General features: G+C 61.4%; 16 protein-coding genes and 1 pseudogene. 5 read left to right on the top strand and 12 right to left on the bottom strand.

Going from position 1 to position 12,680, the window contains the following annotated elements; all coding sequences use genetic code 11:
- Positions 1-6: 6 nt before the first annotated feature.
- The 7 genes from flgH to flgB all read right to left on the bottom strand — a co-directional run bounded on the left by flgH (position 7) and on the right by flgB (position 5,152).
- A complete protein-coding gene (flgH, locus tag ACJ8M3_RS03150; RefSeq protein ID WP_004934817.1) occupies positions 7-708 on the bottom strand; it encodes a flagellar basal body L-ring protein FlgH in 702 nt (233 codons plus the stop codon).
- A gap of 83 nt (positions 709-791) precedes the next feature.
- The gene (gene flgG, locus ACJ8M3_RS03145; RefSeq protein WP_004934819.1) at positions 792-1,574 is read right to left on the bottom strand and encodes a flagellar basal-body rod protein FlgG; all 783 of its coding nucleotides are present in this window, start codon (positions 1,572-1,574) and stop codon (positions 792-794) included.
- A gap of 18 nt (positions 1,575-1,592) precedes the next feature.
- Positions 1,593-2,348 carry a flagellar basal body rod protein FlgF gene (locus ACJ8M3_RS03140; RefSeq protein ID WP_033643521.1) on the bottom strand — a complete coding sequence of 252 codons (756 nt, stop codon included), beginning with the start codon at positions 2,346-2,348 and terminating at the stop codon, positions 1,593-1,595.
- Positions 2,349-2,360: 12 nt separating this feature from the next.
- Positions 2,361-3,584, bottom strand: coding sequence for a flagellar hook protein FlgE (flgE, locus tag ACJ8M3_RS03135; protein WP_033643522.1), 1,224 nt, complete (start codon positions 3,582-3,584; stop codon positions 2,361-2,363).
- A gap of 54 nt (positions 3,585-3,638) precedes the next feature.
- Complete coding sequence (flgD, locus tag ACJ8M3_RS03130) at positions 3,639-4,316, bottom strand: flagellar hook assembly protein FlgD (protein WP_033643523.1); 678 nt, start codon at positions 4,314-4,316, stop codon at positions 3,639-3,641.
- A gap of 12 nt (positions 4,317-4,328) precedes the next feature.
- Complete coding sequence (gene flgC / locus ACJ8M3_RS03125) at positions 4,329-4,733, bottom strand: flagellar basal body rod protein FlgC (protein WP_004934826.1); 405 nt, start codon at positions 4,731-4,733, stop codon at positions 4,329-4,331.
- A 5-nt stretch (positions 4,734-4,738) separates the two neighbouring features.
- The gene (gene flgB / locus ACJ8M3_RS03120) at positions 4,739-5,152 is read right to left on the bottom strand and encodes a flagellar basal body rod protein FlgB (protein WP_033643526.1); all 414 of its coding nucleotides are present in this window, start codon (positions 5,150-5,152) and stop codon (positions 4,739-4,741) included.
- A gap of 160 nt (positions 5,153-5,312) precedes the next feature.
- Between flgB and flgA the strand changes: the two genes are divergently transcribed.
- The 5 genes and pseudogenes from flgA (at position 5,313) to ACJ8M3_RS03095 (ending at position 7,781) form a co-directional block, all read left to right on the top strand.
- The gene (gene flgA / locus ACJ8M3_RS03115) at positions 5,313-5,966 is read left to right on the top strand and encodes a flagellar basal body P-ring formation chaperone FlgA (RefSeq protein WP_033650864.1); all 654 of its coding nucleotides are present in this window, start codon (positions 5,313-5,315) and stop codon (positions 5,964-5,966) included.
- 129 nt (positions 5,967-6,095) lie between these two features.
- On the top strand, positions 6,096-6,407 hold the full coding sequence (gene flgM / locus ACJ8M3_RS03110; protein ID WP_442514605.1) for a flagellar biosynthesis anti-sigma factor FlgM: 312 nt from the start codon (positions 6,096-6,098) through the stop codon (positions 6,405-6,407).
- 40 nt (positions 6,408-6,447) lie between these two features.
- Complete coding sequence (locus ACJ8M3_RS03105; protein WP_033650863.1) at positions 6,448-6,882, top strand: flagella synthesis protein FlgN; 435 nt, start codon at positions 6,448-6,450, stop codon at positions 6,880-6,882.
- Positions 6,883-7,111: 229 nt separating this feature from the next.
- Positions 7,112-7,486: pseudogene (locus tag ACJ8M3_RS03100) on the top strand (type II toxin-antitoxin system RelE/ParE family toxin).
- Positions 7,479-7,781, top strand: coding sequence for a helix-turn-helix domain-containing protein (locus ACJ8M3_RS03095; protein WP_015378258.1), 303 nt, complete (start codon positions 7,479-7,481; stop codon positions 7,779-7,781). The pseudogene ACJ8M3_RS03100 and the gene ACJ8M3_RS03095 overlap by 8 nt, the downstream one beginning before the upstream one ends.
- Positions 7,782-7,783: 2 nt before the next feature.
- Here ACJ8M3_RS03095 and ACJ8M3_RS03090 read toward each other — a convergent pair whose 3' ends face one another.
- From ACJ8M3_RS03090 to cheY, 5 genes are all read right to left on the bottom strand, one after another.
- Entirely contained in the window at positions 7,784-8,188 is a 405-nt protein-coding gene (locus ACJ8M3_RS03090) for a flagellar protein FlhE (RefSeq protein WP_033643530.1), read from the bottom strand.
- On the bottom strand, positions 8,188-10,266 hold the full coding sequence (gene flhA / locus ACJ8M3_RS03085; protein WP_033643531.1) for a flagellar biosynthesis protein FlhA: 2,079 nt from the start codon (positions 10,264-10,266) through the stop codon (positions 8,188-8,190). Before flhA ends, ACJ8M3_RS03090 begins: the two co-directional genes overlap by 1 nt.
- Entirely contained in the window at positions 10,259-11,410 is a 1,152-nt protein-coding gene (gene flhB / locus ACJ8M3_RS03080; protein ID WP_033640021.1) for a flagellar biosynthesis protein FlhB, read from the bottom strand. The genes flhA and flhB overlap by 8 nt, the downstream gene beginning before the upstream one ends.
- 165 nt (positions 11,411-11,575) lie before the next feature.
- Positions 11,576-12,220 (bottom strand): protein phosphatase CheZ, encoded by a 645-nt coding sequence (gene cheZ / locus ACJ8M3_RS03075; RefSeq protein ID WP_004934858.1) that lies wholly within the window; start codon positions 12,218-12,220, stop codon positions 11,576-11,578.
- 10 nt (positions 12,221-12,230) lie between these two features.
- A complete protein-coding gene (cheY, locus tag ACJ8M3_RS03070) occupies positions 12,231-12,620 on the bottom strand; it encodes a chemotaxis response regulator CheY (protein ID WP_004934862.1) in 390 nt (129 codons plus the stop codon).
- Positions 12,621-12,680 lie beyond the last annotated feature (60 nt).

Genomic DNA, 12,680 nt, shown 5'->3' with positions numbered 1-12,680 from the left:
CAATCCTTAGAACGGTGAAACATTTAAGAAGAAGCGCTGCAGCCAGCCCATGGTCTGCGCTTCGTTGATATAGCCATTGCCGACGTATTCGATCCGCGCGTCCGCCACCTGCGTCGAGGTGACCGAGTTGTTGCCGCTGATGGTGCGCGGGTTGACGACGCCGGAGAAACGAATGAATTCGGTGCCCTGGTTGATGGCGATCTGCTTTTCCCCCACCACGTGCAGGTTGCCGTTGGCCAGCACCTGGTTGACCGTCACCGTAATGGTGCCGTTGAAGGTGTTGTTGGCGTTGGCGCCGCCCTTGCCGCCGAAGGTGCTGTCGCCGGAAATGTCCATATCGGCGCGCGCATTGCCCAGCAGGCCGTCAAGGTAGCGCGGCGAGGTGGCGACGCCGAACTTGCTGGCGCCGTTGCGGCTGGCATTGGCGGAGGAGCTCTTGCTGGCGCTGACGTTTTCCTGCAGCACGATGGTCAGGGTGTCGCCGACGTTGCGCGGACGGCGGTCTTCGAACAGCGGCTGATAGCCGTAGTTCATCGGCTGCACCGTCTGGAAGATCGAGCCGTTCGGCATCGGCGCGCTGGCCGGCGCGGGCTGCGCCGTGGTCGCACCGTCCACCAGCGGTTTATGCGGAATATAAGCGCAGCCGCTCAGCGTCAGCATCACCATTCCCGCCAGCCAGCGTTGTCCCTGCCGCGGCAGGATTGCCATCGAATATGTGGTTACCACGGGTATCGCCTTTGTTTCACGAAAGAGAATGACGGGCGCGGCAAGCCGGGCCCGTCAATGACAGATTACAGTTGCGTCAGCTTTTGCAGCATCTGATCGGAAGTCGATACCGCTTTGCTGTTGATCTCGTAAGCGCGCTGAGTCTGGATCATGTTGACCAGCTCTTCCGCCACGTTAACGTTGGAGGTCTCCACGTAGCCCTGATACAGCAGACCGGCGCCGTTGAGCCCCGGCGTGCTCTCGTTCGGCGCGCCCGAGCTTTCGGTTTCCTGATACAGGTTCTCGCCCACGCTCTCCAGACCGCTGTCGTTGACAAAGGTCGTCAGCGTCAATTGGCCCACCTGCTGGGCGGCGGTTTGCCCCTGCTGGGTGACGCTGACGATGCCATCGCGGCCGACGGTGATGGACAGCGCGTTCGCCGGAATGGTGATCGCCGGCTGCACCTGGAAACCGCTGGAAGTGACCAACTGGCCGTTCTGATCGATCTGGAACGAGCCGTCGCGCGTGTAGGCCTGGGTGCCGTCCGGCAACATCACCTGGAAGAACCCCTGCCCCTTGATGGCGACGTCTTTGCTGTTGTTGGTCTGCGACAGGTTGCCCTGGCTGTGCAGCCGCTCGGTCGCCACCGGACGCACGCCGGTGCCGATCTGCAGACCGGAAGGCAGCGTGGTCTGCTCGGAGGACTGCGCCCCCGGCTGACGCATGGTCTGGTACAGCAGATCTTCAAATACCGCACGCTGGCGTTTGAAGCCGTTGGTGCTGACGTTCGCCAGGTTGTTGGCGATCACGTCCATGTTGGTCTGCTGCGCGTCCAGACCGGTTTTGGCAATCCATAAGGATGGAATCATCGGTTATTTCCTTGCTGCTTAGCTCACTGAGAGCAGTGAGTTGGCACGCTGTTCGTTTTCATCCACGCTGTGGATGACCTTCATTTGCATTTCAAAACGGCGGGCGTTGGCGATCATGTCGACCATGGTCTCCATCGGCTTGACGTTGCTGCCTTCCAGCACCCCGGGCATCACCCGCACCTGCGGATCGTTTTGCAACTGATTGCCGCGCAGCTGTTGGGTTTCCGGCGTCAGGCGGAACAGCCCGTCGTCACCGCGCATCACTTCGCGCGCGTCGGCTTTCACCAGCTTCAGGCGGCCGATCTGCGCGATGGTGTTCGGCGGATCGCCGGCGTTCAGCGCCGAAATGGTGCCGTCGGCGGCGATGGTGATCTCCGCCGACGGCGGCACCTCGATCGGCCCCCCGTCGCCCATCACCGGCAGCCCCTGCACCGTCAACTGCCCGGTGGAGGAGATCTGGATGTTGCCGTTGCGGGTATAGGCTTCACCGCCGCCCGGCAGGCTCACCGCCAGGAAACCGTCCTGCTGCAGCGCCACATCCAGCGGGCGCGCCGTATAGTTCAGCGCCCCCTGGCTCATGTCGGCACCCGGCGTCGACGCGGCCACCAATGTGCGCGTCGCCAGGCTCGGCCCGTCAACCGGCACCGCGCGCAGCGCGGCGAGCTGAGCGCGAAAGCCCGGCGTCGACGCGTTGGCCAGGTTGTTGGCGGTAATGGACTGCTGCTCCAGCGTTTGGCGAGCCGCGCCCATCGCGGTATAAATCGCGTGATCCATAACTCGACCCTATTAGCGCAGGCTAACCAATGTCTGCAGAATGGAGTCCTGCGTCTTGATGGTCTGGGCGTTGGACTGATAGTTACGCTGTGCGACGATCATGTTCACCAGCTCCTGGCTCAGATCGACGTTGGAAGACTCCAGCGCGCCGCTGGTCAGCTTGCCTAAGCCGCCGCCGCCCGCAAGACCGACGCGCGGCTGGCCGGACGCGCCGGTTTCCTGCCAAACGTTATCGCCCTGCGACGCCAGCCCTTCCGGGTTGGAGAAGTTAGCCATGACGATCTGGCCCAACAGCTGGGTTTGCTGGTTGGAGTAGACGCCCACGATGGTGCCGTCGTTGTTGATCTGATAGCCCGTGTATTCACCGGCGGCATAACCGTCCTGCGATACCTTGCTCACCGAGTCGCTGCTCACGTTCTGCTGCATGCTGCCGGCGAAGCTCAGGGTGAAGTTTTGCGCCGGCGCGCCGTCTTTGGCGGTCATCGGGATCACCATGCTGAACTCGCCCGGCGCGCCGTTGGTGCTGGTGGTTTTCACCAGGGTACCGCTGGTGCTGAACTCCATGGTGCCGGCGTTCACTGGCGCTGCGCTGCCGTCCTGGGTGTAGACCTGCCATTTATTGTCTTCGGTCTTCACGAAGTAAGCGTTGATGTTGTGCGCGTTACCCAGCGAGTCGTAGGCGGTGATGGTATTGGTATAGTTGTAGCTGTCCTGTTTGGTCGGATCGAAGGTCTTGTTTTCCGGCACCTTATGGGTCGACATCAGGTTGGCGACCATCTGGCCGGAAGTGGACGCTTTCGCGTTCATCATGCCTTCAGGAATGCTCAACGGCACCGGGTTGGCGCCCTGCTGAATGGTCGGCGGGGAGCCGGCCGCCGGATAGCCGGTCAGCTGCAGACCCTGCATGTTGGTCAGATTGCGGTTCTCGTCCAGCTTGAACTGGCCGTTGCGGGTATAGAAGATGCCGCCGTCTTTATCCTGCATGCGGAAAAAGCCGTTGCCGTTGATGGCCACATCCAATGAACGGCTGGTGCCGGTGGTGGTGCCGCCCTTGAAGTTCTGGGTGATGCCGGACACTTTGACGCCCAGACCGACCTGTGAACCGGCGAACATGTCGGCAAAGGAGACGCTGCCGGATTTGAAGCCCGCCGTCGCGGAGTTGGCGATGTTGTTACCGATCACGTCCAGGTTGGTTGCTGCCGCGTTCAAGCCGCTGACTGCCTGAGAAAAAGCCATGTTATTCTCCGAATAGTGGTCAGGCTATCGTCCGATTGAGCCTGATGCTTAGGGTTATAAGATCTGTCGCACGTCTTCCAGGGTGGCGTTGCCCGCCAGGCCGAGATCCAGCTTGGCGCCGTTGCCGTCGCGGATCACGCCGTTCACCAGGCCGAAGTGCAGGCTGCGCGCCACCAACTGCTCGCCGTTGCCTTTGGCGTTAATCGCCACTTTGTAGGCGCCGTCGGGCGCGGTGGAGCCGTCATCCAGCGAACCGTCCCAGGTGAAGGCATGCACGCCGGCGGTCAGACCGCCGATTTCGATGGTGCGCACCACCTGCCCGCTGGCGTTGGTGATGGTGGCGGTTACCTGATCGGCGGCGCGCTCCAGTTCCACGCCGAACGGCGTGGTGCTGACTTTGCCGTCCTTGCTGCCGACCAGAATGTTGCTGCCCGGCACCATCACGCCGTGGCCGATCAGCGCGGTGGCCTGCAGCGACTGATTGCTGTTGATCTGACCGGAGATCGACCCCAGCGTGGTGTTGAGTTTTTCGATGCCCTGAACGGTGTTGATCTGCGCCAGCTGCGAGGTCAGTTCGTTGTTCTGCATCGGATTGGTCGGGTCCTGGTTTTTCAACTGCGCCACCAGCAGCGTCAGGAAGCTGTTGTGCAGATCCTGGCTGTTGGTATTTTTGCTGTTGTTACCGATGACGGTATTGTCCAACGACTCGTTCGTGGTTGGGGCGATAGCCATGGGAACCTCCGGTTACTGACCCAGCGTCAGGGTTTTCATCATCATCGACTTGGTGGTGTTGAGCACCTCGACGTTGGCCTGATAGCTGCGGGAAGCGGAGATGGTGTTGACCATTTCCCCCACTACGTCGACGTTCGGCATGCGCACATACCCCTTGGCGTCCGCCAGCGGGTTGCCCGGCTGATACACCAAACGCTCGGGCGCCGGATCGTCCACCACCTGGGCAACGCGCACGCCGCCGGTCGGCTGTCCCGGCGCCGCTGCGACCTGGAACACCACCTGCTTGGCGCGGTAAGGTTCGCCGTCCGGGCCGGTCACGCTGTCGGCGTTGGCCATGTTGCTGGCGCTGACGTTCATGCGCTGGGATTGCGCCGATAACGCCGAGCCGGAGATATCAAAAATATTCAGTAAAGACATGCGCCTTATCCTTGTTGCAGTACGGACATCATCCCTTTGATCTGACCGTTGAGCAGCGTCAGGTCGGTCTGATATTTCAGGCTGTTATCGGCAAAGTTGGTGCGTTCGCGATCCATGTCCACCGTGTTGCCGTCCATCGACGGCTGATCCGGCACCCGGAACAGCAGATCGAGCTGCGGCGGCTGCAGGGTCTGCGCCGGGATATGGCGCGCCGCCGTCAGGTTGAGCGCCATGCCGTTGCCGCTGACGCGCCCCTGCTCCATCACTTTGTTCAATTGGCTGGCGAAATCGATATCCCGCGCCTGATAACCCGGTGTGTCTGCGTTGGCGATGTTGGCGGCCAGAATTTCCTGCCGCTGGGCGCGCAAGTTCAGCGCCTCTTGGCCAAAGCGCAGAGCCGCGTCCAGTTTGTCGAGCATGCTCCCTCCGCGAGGTTAGAATTTGGAGTCGACAGCATAAACGCCCCCCGCGCTACCCTATCGCGGGAATAAACGCAAAATGGGGCGCTATTTATCTGCTTAGCCTGCGCGCGCTGCGGGTACACTTACGCGTATCCCGATGAAGCTTGAGAAGATGACGATGAAAGGTAAAATGCTGCTGCTTATCGGCCTGCTGTGCAGTCTGAACGCGCGCGCCGACGATCTGGCGACGCAAATCGAAAGCTTCATCCAAGGCAAGTTCAGCGGCGAACCGGTGCAGGTAAAAGTGCGGGTGCGCACGCCGCCGAACCAATGGCCCGCTTGCGAACTGCCGCAGCTGTCGCTGCCGCCCAACGCGCGGATCGGCGGCAACGTCAGCATTTCGGCGCGCTGTGGCCAGGAGCGGCGTTTTATCCAGACGCAGGTGCAGGTGTTCGGCCGCTATCTCGTTTCGGCGCGCGGCATCACCGCCGGCAGCCGGTTGACGGCGGCGGACCTGACGTTGAAAGAAGGTCGGCTCGATACCCTGCCGCCGCGCGCGCTGACCGAAGCGGGCAAAGCGTTAGGCGCCGTCAGCCTGCGCAACATCAGCCCCGGCCAGCCGCTGACCCTCGCCATGCTGCGCCGGGCCTGGATTATCAAGGCCGGGCAACCGGTGCAGGTCAATGCACAGGGCGAAGGATTCAGCATTAGCGGCGCGGGCAAGGCGATGAACAACGCCGCCGCCGAAGACAGCGTGCGCGTGCGCATGGCGTCCGGGCAAATCGTCAGCGGCGTGGTCGGGGACGACGGCGCGATTCGCATTACGTTATAAAAAAGTAAAGGTTCCGCAAACCTTGCCGATAAGACAAATCAAGCAGCATTTTATTGGCCATCAGGGCCGCAACACTTTCATTGCAGCGTCGTCGCCCGAGAGCGGTCACGGCGTAAACGGAGATGGACCATGAGTATCGATCGCACCCAGCGGTTACAGCCGGTTTCCACTGTGCAACCGCGTGAAACCCCGGCCGACAACCCGCTCCAGCCGCGTAAGGCCGCCGTGGCCGAAACCGCCGTCAGCGGTACGCTGGTCAAACTGAGCGAGGCGCAGGCGCGCCTGATGCAGCCGGGCACCCAGGATATCGATATGGGCCGGGTCGAGGCCATCAAGCAGGCGATCCGCAACGGTGAACTGAAGATGGACGCCGGCAAAATCGCCGACGCACTGCTGCAAGACGCGCAGAGCGATGTTCAATGGATCGCCGGACGCGACTGACAACGCGGCGGCGGGTAGCGGTAAAGGATAAGTCATCACTATGGAAAAGCTGGCACAACTGCTGGACAAACTGTTGGAAACGCTGCAGGCGCTCAATGGCGTGCTGGAAGAAGAGCACGATCTGTTATGCTCCGGCCAGCTGCCGGGCGTGGCCTTGCAGCGCGTAACCGATGCCAAAAGCCAACTGTTGGCGACGGTCGCCTACCTCGAGCAACAGCGCCTGGGGCAGGAAAAAACCTGCGGGCAACGCGCGCCCTATGCCAGCCACGCCCCCCTGGCCGACCGTTGGCAGCGCGTTCAATTGCTGAGCCAAACACTGCGCGAAAAGAACCAGCACAACGGCCTGCTGCTCAATCAGCAGATCGACCATAACGCTCAGGCGCTGGCCATCCTCAGCAAAAACAACAAATCGCTGTATGGCCCGGACGGCCAATCGCACGCCGGCAGCCTGCTCGGCAGAAAAATCGGCGTCTGACCTGACTCATTTGCCCGGTGAGCCTATCACCGGGCATGCGTTAACCGGCTTCTGCGCATCCCGTCGCATTTTCTCCCTATCACTCTTTGAATTCACTTAAGGCTTTGCGCCAGGCTGCGCATGGCGTGAATTTGGCTGTTTCTTTCCCTTTGGCCGCTTGTCACCCTGTGGTTATTTTTAAACCACTTGAAATATACCCTTAACGGGTATAGATTCGCAGGGAGAGCGAATGGCCGACATTTATCTCACCAAAACCTTTCAGGGTTTTGCCGCACGCGAGCGCATTAGCGACGCCACGATAGTGAAAGCGGCGCGAGAGATGCAACATCAGCTGTACGACGCCAATCTTGGCGGTTGCGTATAAAAAAAGCGCATCGCTCGGGCTGGTGAGGGCAAACGTGGCGGCTATCGGGTACTGATCGTTTTTCGCGATGAAGACCGCCTGTTTTTTATGCGCGGCTTTGCCAAAAGCGAGAGAGAAAACATCAGTGCGGATGAGTTACAGGGATTGAAACATCTGGCTGCGCTGTATCTGGATTATTCGCCATTCAGACTCTACCAGCTGGTCAACAACAGGGAGTTACGGAGGCTAAGCGATGAGTAAAATTCTTGCCGAGATCCACCAGGAAGTTCAGGGCCTGCACCGCGCCGGTTTCGTCGACGACGTGACCATGCGCACTTTCGACATGCTGTGCCTGCGGCCGGTAAAGCAGTTCGGGCCGGCCGAGATCCGCGCGTTGCGCGAACGGGAAAACGTCAGTCAGCCGGTGTTTGCGCTGTATCTCAACGTCAGCAAAAAGGCGGTGCAGAAATGGGAGCGCGGCGAAGCGCAGCCGAACTCCGCCGCGATGAAACTGCTGACGCTGGTGGAACGCAACGGCCTGCAAATTCTGGCCTGATCTTACTGATAATTGACGATCACCTGATTGCCAATCACCCGCAGCGGCGGATTCAGCCCGCCTTGCGACTGCACGTAATAGACAAAGCGCAATTCCGCATTGGCCGGCTCGCCCTGCAGACCGATGCTGCTGCCGCTGCCGCCGCCGAGCGGAATGCAGCGGTTTACCGTGCAAAGCTGGGCCTGCAGCCCCACGGGCTCCGGCCCCAGCAAACGGTAGCGCCAGCTGACGCTGGTGATGCGCGCATTGGCATCCGGCAGCGCGTTCGGCGGCCGCAAACCGGCGGATTCATCGCGCATCCCGCCCTGTTCCAGCGTGACCCCCGCCCCTTCAGCCACCCAGGAGCCGGACACCGCGCCGGCGGCTAGCGGCGCCAGCAAACACAACAAGGACAGACAGCGTTTCATCAGGCGGCTCCAATGGTCGAGGTCATGCGAATCTGGCGATCGTCGTTGATCTCCAGGTTGGACAGCACCACGAGCTGCGGCAGGCTGCGACGCAGGAAGCGCGCCAGTAAAGGACGCAGCGCATGGTTAACCAACAGCACCGGCGGCGCGCTGAGCATCTCTTGCCGTTGCAGCGCCTGACGCGCCTGCTCCAGCAGACGGTCAGCCAGCCCCGGCTCCAGACCGCCGCCGCCCTGCAACGCCTGCAGCAACAGGCGCTCCAGCTGGGTATCCAAGCCGATAACCTGAATCTCGCCGTTGCCCGGGAACCACTGCTGCGTGATCGCCCGGCCCAGCGCCACCCGCACCACGGTGGTCAATTCGTAAGGATCGCTCTGCGCCGGGGCATGTTCCGCCAGCGTTTCGACGATGGTGCGCATATCGCGGATGGACACGCGCTCGGCGAGCAGATTTTGCAGCACCTTGTGCAGCGTCGTCAGTGACACCACGCCCGGCACGAAGTCTTCGGTCAGCTTCGGCATCTCCTGCGACACGCGATCCAACAGCTGTTGGGTCTCCTGGCGGCCGAACAGCTCGCTGGCGAACTGCCCTATCAGGTGATTGAGGTGCGTCGCCACCACGGTGCTGGCTTCCACCACGGTAAAGCCCTGGATTTGCGCCTGTTCGCGCAAGGCGCTGTCTATCCACACCGCTTCCAGCCCGAAGGCGGGATCGACGGTTTTGTCTCCCGCCAGCTCGCCCACGGCATTGCCGGGGTTGATCGCCAGCCAGCGGCCCGGCTGCGCTTCACCGCTGCCGATCTCGACGCCTTTCATCAGGATGCGATAGCTGGCTGGCGGCAGTTCCAGGTTGTCGCGAATGTGCACCACCGGCGGCAGATAACCCATGTCCTGGGCGAATTTCTTGCGGATCCCGCGGATACGCCCAAGCAGCTCGCCGTTCTGTTGAAAATCGACCATCGGAATCAACCGGTAGCCCACTTCCATCCCCAGCGGATCTTCCAACTGCACGTCGGCCCAGCTGGCCTCGGCGGCCTGCGGATTCTCCGGCATCACCGGATCTTCCACCGTTTTCGGCGCCTGTTGTTCACGGCCGCGCAGCCACCAGGCGAGGCCCAGCAGAGCCGCGGTAAACAGCAGGAACACCAGGTTCGGCATGCCCGGCACCAGTCCCAACAGGCCCAGCACCCCGGCGCTCAGCAGCATCACGCGCGGATTGTTGAACAGCTGGCCCACCATCTGCTCGCCGACATCCTGATCGGTCGCGACGCGGGTGACGATGACACCGGCGGCGGTGGAGATCACCAATGCCGGGATCTGCGCCACCAGGCCGTCACCGATGGTCAGCAGCGTATAGCTTTCCGCCGCCGCCCCCAGTTCCATGCCGTGTTGCACCACGCCGACCAACAGGCCGCCGACCACGTTCAGCACCATGATCATCAGGCCGGCGATGGCGTCGCCGCGCACGAATTTACTGGCGCCGTCCATCGAGCCGTAAAAATCGGCCTCCTGGGTCACTTCGGCGCGGCGTTTCTTCGCTTCGTCTTCGCCAATCAATCCGGCGTTCAAATCGGCGTCGATCGCCATCTGTTTACCCGGCATGCCGTCCAGCACGAAGCGCGCGCCCACTTCGGCGATACGCCCTGCACCTTTGGTAATTACCATAAAGTTGATCAGCACCAGGATGATGAACACCACGATGCCGATGGCGAAGTTACCCCCCACCAGGAAGTGGCCGAAGGCTTCCACCACGCGCCCGGCGGCGGCGGAACCGGTGTGGCCTTCCAGCAAGATGATGCGCGTCGAGGCGACGTTGAGCGACAAACGCAGCAATGTGGAGAACAGCAGGATGGTCGGGAAAGCGGCGAACTCGAGCGTACGCTGGGTGAACATCGCCACCAGCAGCACCATGATCGACAGCGCGATGTTGAAGGTAAACAGCAGGTCGAGGATAAACGCCGGCAGCGGCAACACCATCATCGACAAAATCAGCAGGATCAGCACCGGGCCGGCCAGCACCTGCCACTGCGTATCTTTAAAATTGCCCGGCAAACGAAGCAGGGAGGCCAAATTAGCCATCAGAGTCACTCTCTCTCGCAAAATCCAGTGCTTCCGGCACCGGTAAACGTTCAGGTTTTTTCGGGATCAGGCCGCCCTCGCGCCGCCAGCGGCGCAGTTGGTATACCCAGGCCAGCACTTCGGCGACCGCGGCATACAGGGTGGCCGGAATGTGTTGTCCAATCTCGCTGTGCCGATACAGCGCGCGCGCCAGCGGCGGCGCCTCCAGCATCGGAATGCGGTGCTCCGCACCGAGCTCACGAATGCGCAAGGCGATTTCGCCGGCCCCCTTGGCCAGCACCTTCGGCGCACTCATTTTCTTGTCGTTGTACTGCAACGCGACGGCGTAGTGCGTCGGGTTGGTGACGATCACGTCCGCCTTAGGCACGTCGGCCATCATGCGGCGCCGGGCGATCGCCCGCTGCTGCTGGCGAATGCGCCCCTTGACGTGCGGGTCCCCTTCCTGGTCTTTGAATTCGTCGCGAATATCCTGCTTGGTCATCTTCAGCTTTTTGAAGTGGCTCCACAGCTGATAGAACACGTCGAACGCCACCATCGGCGTCAGCCCCAGCACCACCAGAAAACCGCAGAACAGGATCATCTGCAGCGCATTGCCCAGCGCATCGAGCGGCTGCTGGGTCATCAGATGCAGCATCGCCGCCCAGTTGTGCCATAGATAGAGGCCGGTGACCCAGCCGACCAACGTCGCTTTCAGGATCCCTTTCAGCAGCTCGGCCAACACCTGGCTGGAAAAGATGCGTTTCAACCCGGACAGAGGGTTTAGCCGCTTCATATCGAACTTGATCGACTTGCCGCTGAACAAGATGCCCCCCAACAGCATTGGCGCGGCGAGCGCTACCAGCACCAGCCCCGCCATGATCGGCAGCAGCGCCAGCACCGCCTGACGCAGCAACATGCCCAGTTGGCGAAGCATCTGCTTGTCGTTACTGACCATGCCGTGGTCAAAGTTCAGCCCTTGCGTGAGCATCGCCGCCAGCTGTTGCGCCATGTTGCTGCCGGACATCAGGATGATCGCCAGGCCCGAGAGCAACATCAGCACCGAGGTCAGCTCGCGGGAGCGCGGGATCTGGCCGTCTTCACGCGCCTTCTCCAGCCTGTGGGGCGTGGGGGCCTCGCTTTTTTCCAGATCGCTGTCTTCAGCCACGAAACGCCGTTCCTGTGTCGGGAGGGTAAAGAATGGCGGTCAGCATGCCAAAAAATTGGCGATGTCATTGGCGGAACAACGGGGAAAAAGGCGGGTTATTTAGGGGATGAGACCAAAACTGCGTGGCTTGTTGTCGGGGCGCGCCGTCGCGCGCCCCGAAAGGCCTCAGAAACCGAGGCTGTCGAGCAGATCGTCGACCTGCGCCTGGTTGGCGATCACGCCGACGCCGTTCTGGTCGAGCTGCGGGCCGTTCAGCAGGCTGTCGTTCGGCCGTTTTTCCTTCACCGGCTGCTCCGGCATGTTTTCCATCAGCACCATCAGCAGCTGCTTTTCGATCTCCTGCACCACGTCCATCATGCGCTTGATCACCTGACCGGTCAGATCCTGGAAGTCCTGCGCCATCATGATTTCCAGCAGCTGAGCGTTGGTGAAGGCCGTATGGCCCGGCACCTGATCCAGATACTGACGCGTGTCGTTGACCAGAGAACGCGCGTCGTCCAGTTCGATGGGATTGGCGAACCACTCGTCCCAGCGCCCTTTCAACGCGTTGGCGCCGGACTCCAGCTCCGCCTGGCGCGGTTGCGCCGCCTCCACGCAGTTCAACGCCCGTTCCGCCGCCTGCGCCGTCATGGTTACGACATAGTCAAGACGGTCGCGCGCATCCGGGATCGCCTCTGCCGCCTGGGCAATCGCCTGATCGAGCCCCAGTTCGCGCATGCTGTCGCGCAGCATTCGGGTCAGTTGGCCGATGCGGGAGATGATCTCTCCCGCGGTCGCTGCATCGCTGGCAGGCATTGGAATGTCTCTCATCGCCCTCTCCTTACATGCCCAATTTTTCAAAAATCTTGTTGAGCTTTTCTTCCAGCGTCGCCGCCGTAAAAGGTTTCACTACATAACCGCTGGCGCCGGCCTGCGCCGCCGCGATGATATTTTCTTTCTTGGCTTCCGCCGTCACCATCAGCACCGGCATCGCGGCCAGCGCGCTATCGGCGCGGATGGTCTGCAACAGTTCGAGCCCGTCCATGTTCGGCATGTTCCAGTCGGACACCACGAAGTCGAAACCGCCGGCGCGCAGCTTGTTCAGCGCATCTGCGCCATCTTCAGCTTCTTCGACGTTGTTGAAGCCCAGCTCTTTCAGCAAATTTCTGACGATGCGGCGCATGGTGGAGAAGTCGTCCACAACCAGAAATCTGAGGTTCTTGTCTGCCATTGTTACTCCTGAAATAGTTAACCGTTTAATGATGCAAAACCGCAGGCCGCCGCGCGGCGA

Origin of the sequence: Serratia sp. CY55921 (genome assembly GCF_052167655.1) — a bacterium.
In the GTDB taxonomy this organism is placed as follows: Bacteria; Pseudomonadota; Gammaproteobacteria; order Enterobacterales; family Enterobacteriaceae; genus Serratia; species Serratia ureilytica.
Note: the sequence above shows the minus strand (reverse complement) of the source record. Positions and strands in the feature narration are given on the sequence as shown.

Excerpts from the sequence above, each read along its gene's own strand:
- flgH (WP_004934817.1), bottom strand. The coding sequence starts at position 708 with ATGGCAATCCTGCCGCGGCAGGGACAACGCTGGCTGGCGGGAATGGTG.
- flgG (WP_004934819.1), bottom strand. The coding sequence starts at position 1,574 with ATGATTCCATCCTTATGGATTGCCAAAACCGGTCTGGACGCGCAGCAG.
- ACJ8M3_RS03140 (WP_033643521.1), bottom strand. The coding sequence starts at position 2,348 with ATGGATCACGCGATTTATACCGCGATGGGCGCGGCTCGCCAAACGCTG.
- flgE (WP_033643522.1), bottom strand. The coding sequence starts at position 3,584 with ATGGCTTTTTCTCAGGCAGTCAGCGGCTTGAACGCGGCAGCAACCAAC.
- flgD (WP_033643523.1), bottom strand. The coding sequence starts at position 4,316 with ATGGCTATCGCCCCAACCACGAACGAGTCGTTGGACAATACCGTCATC.
- flgC (WP_004934826.1), bottom strand. The coding sequence starts at position 4,733 with ATGTCTTTACTGAATATTTTTGATATCTCCGGCTCGGCGTTATCGGCG.
- flgB (WP_033643526.1), bottom strand. The coding sequence starts at position 5,152 with ATGCTCGACAAACTGGACGCGGCTCTGCGCTTTGGCCAAGAGGCGCTG.
- flgA (WP_033650864.1), top strand. The coding sequence starts at position 5,313 with ATGAAAGGTAAAATGCTGCTGCTTATCGGCCTGCTGTGCAGTCTGAAC.
- flgM (WP_442514605.1), top strand. The coding sequence starts at position 6,096 with ATGAGTATCGATCGCACCCAGCGGTTACAGCCGGTTTCCACTGTGCAA.
- ACJ8M3_RS03105 (WP_033650863.1), top strand. The coding sequence starts at position 6,448 with ATGGAAAAGCTGGCACAACTGCTGGACAAACTGTTGGAAACGCTGCAG.
- ACJ8M3_RS03095 (WP_015378258.1), top strand. The coding sequence starts at position 7,479 with ATGAGTAAAATTCTTGCCGAGATCCACCAGGAAGTTCAGGGCCTGCAC.
- ACJ8M3_RS03090 (WP_033643530.1), bottom strand. The coding sequence starts at position 8,188 with ATGAAACGCTGTCTGTCCTTGTTGTGTTTGCTGGCGCCGCTAGCCGCC.
- flhA (WP_033643531.1), bottom strand. The coding sequence starts at position 10,266 with ATGGCTAATTTGGCCTCCCTGCTTCGTTTGCCGGGCAATTTTAAAGAT.
- cheZ (WP_004934858.1), bottom strand. The coding sequence starts at position 12,220 with ATGAGAGACATTCCAATGCCTGCCAGCGATGCAGCGACCGCGGGAGAG.
- cheY (WP_004934862.1), bottom strand. The coding sequence starts at position 12,620 with ATGGCAGACAAGAACCTCAGATTTCTGGTTGTGGACGACTTCTCCACC.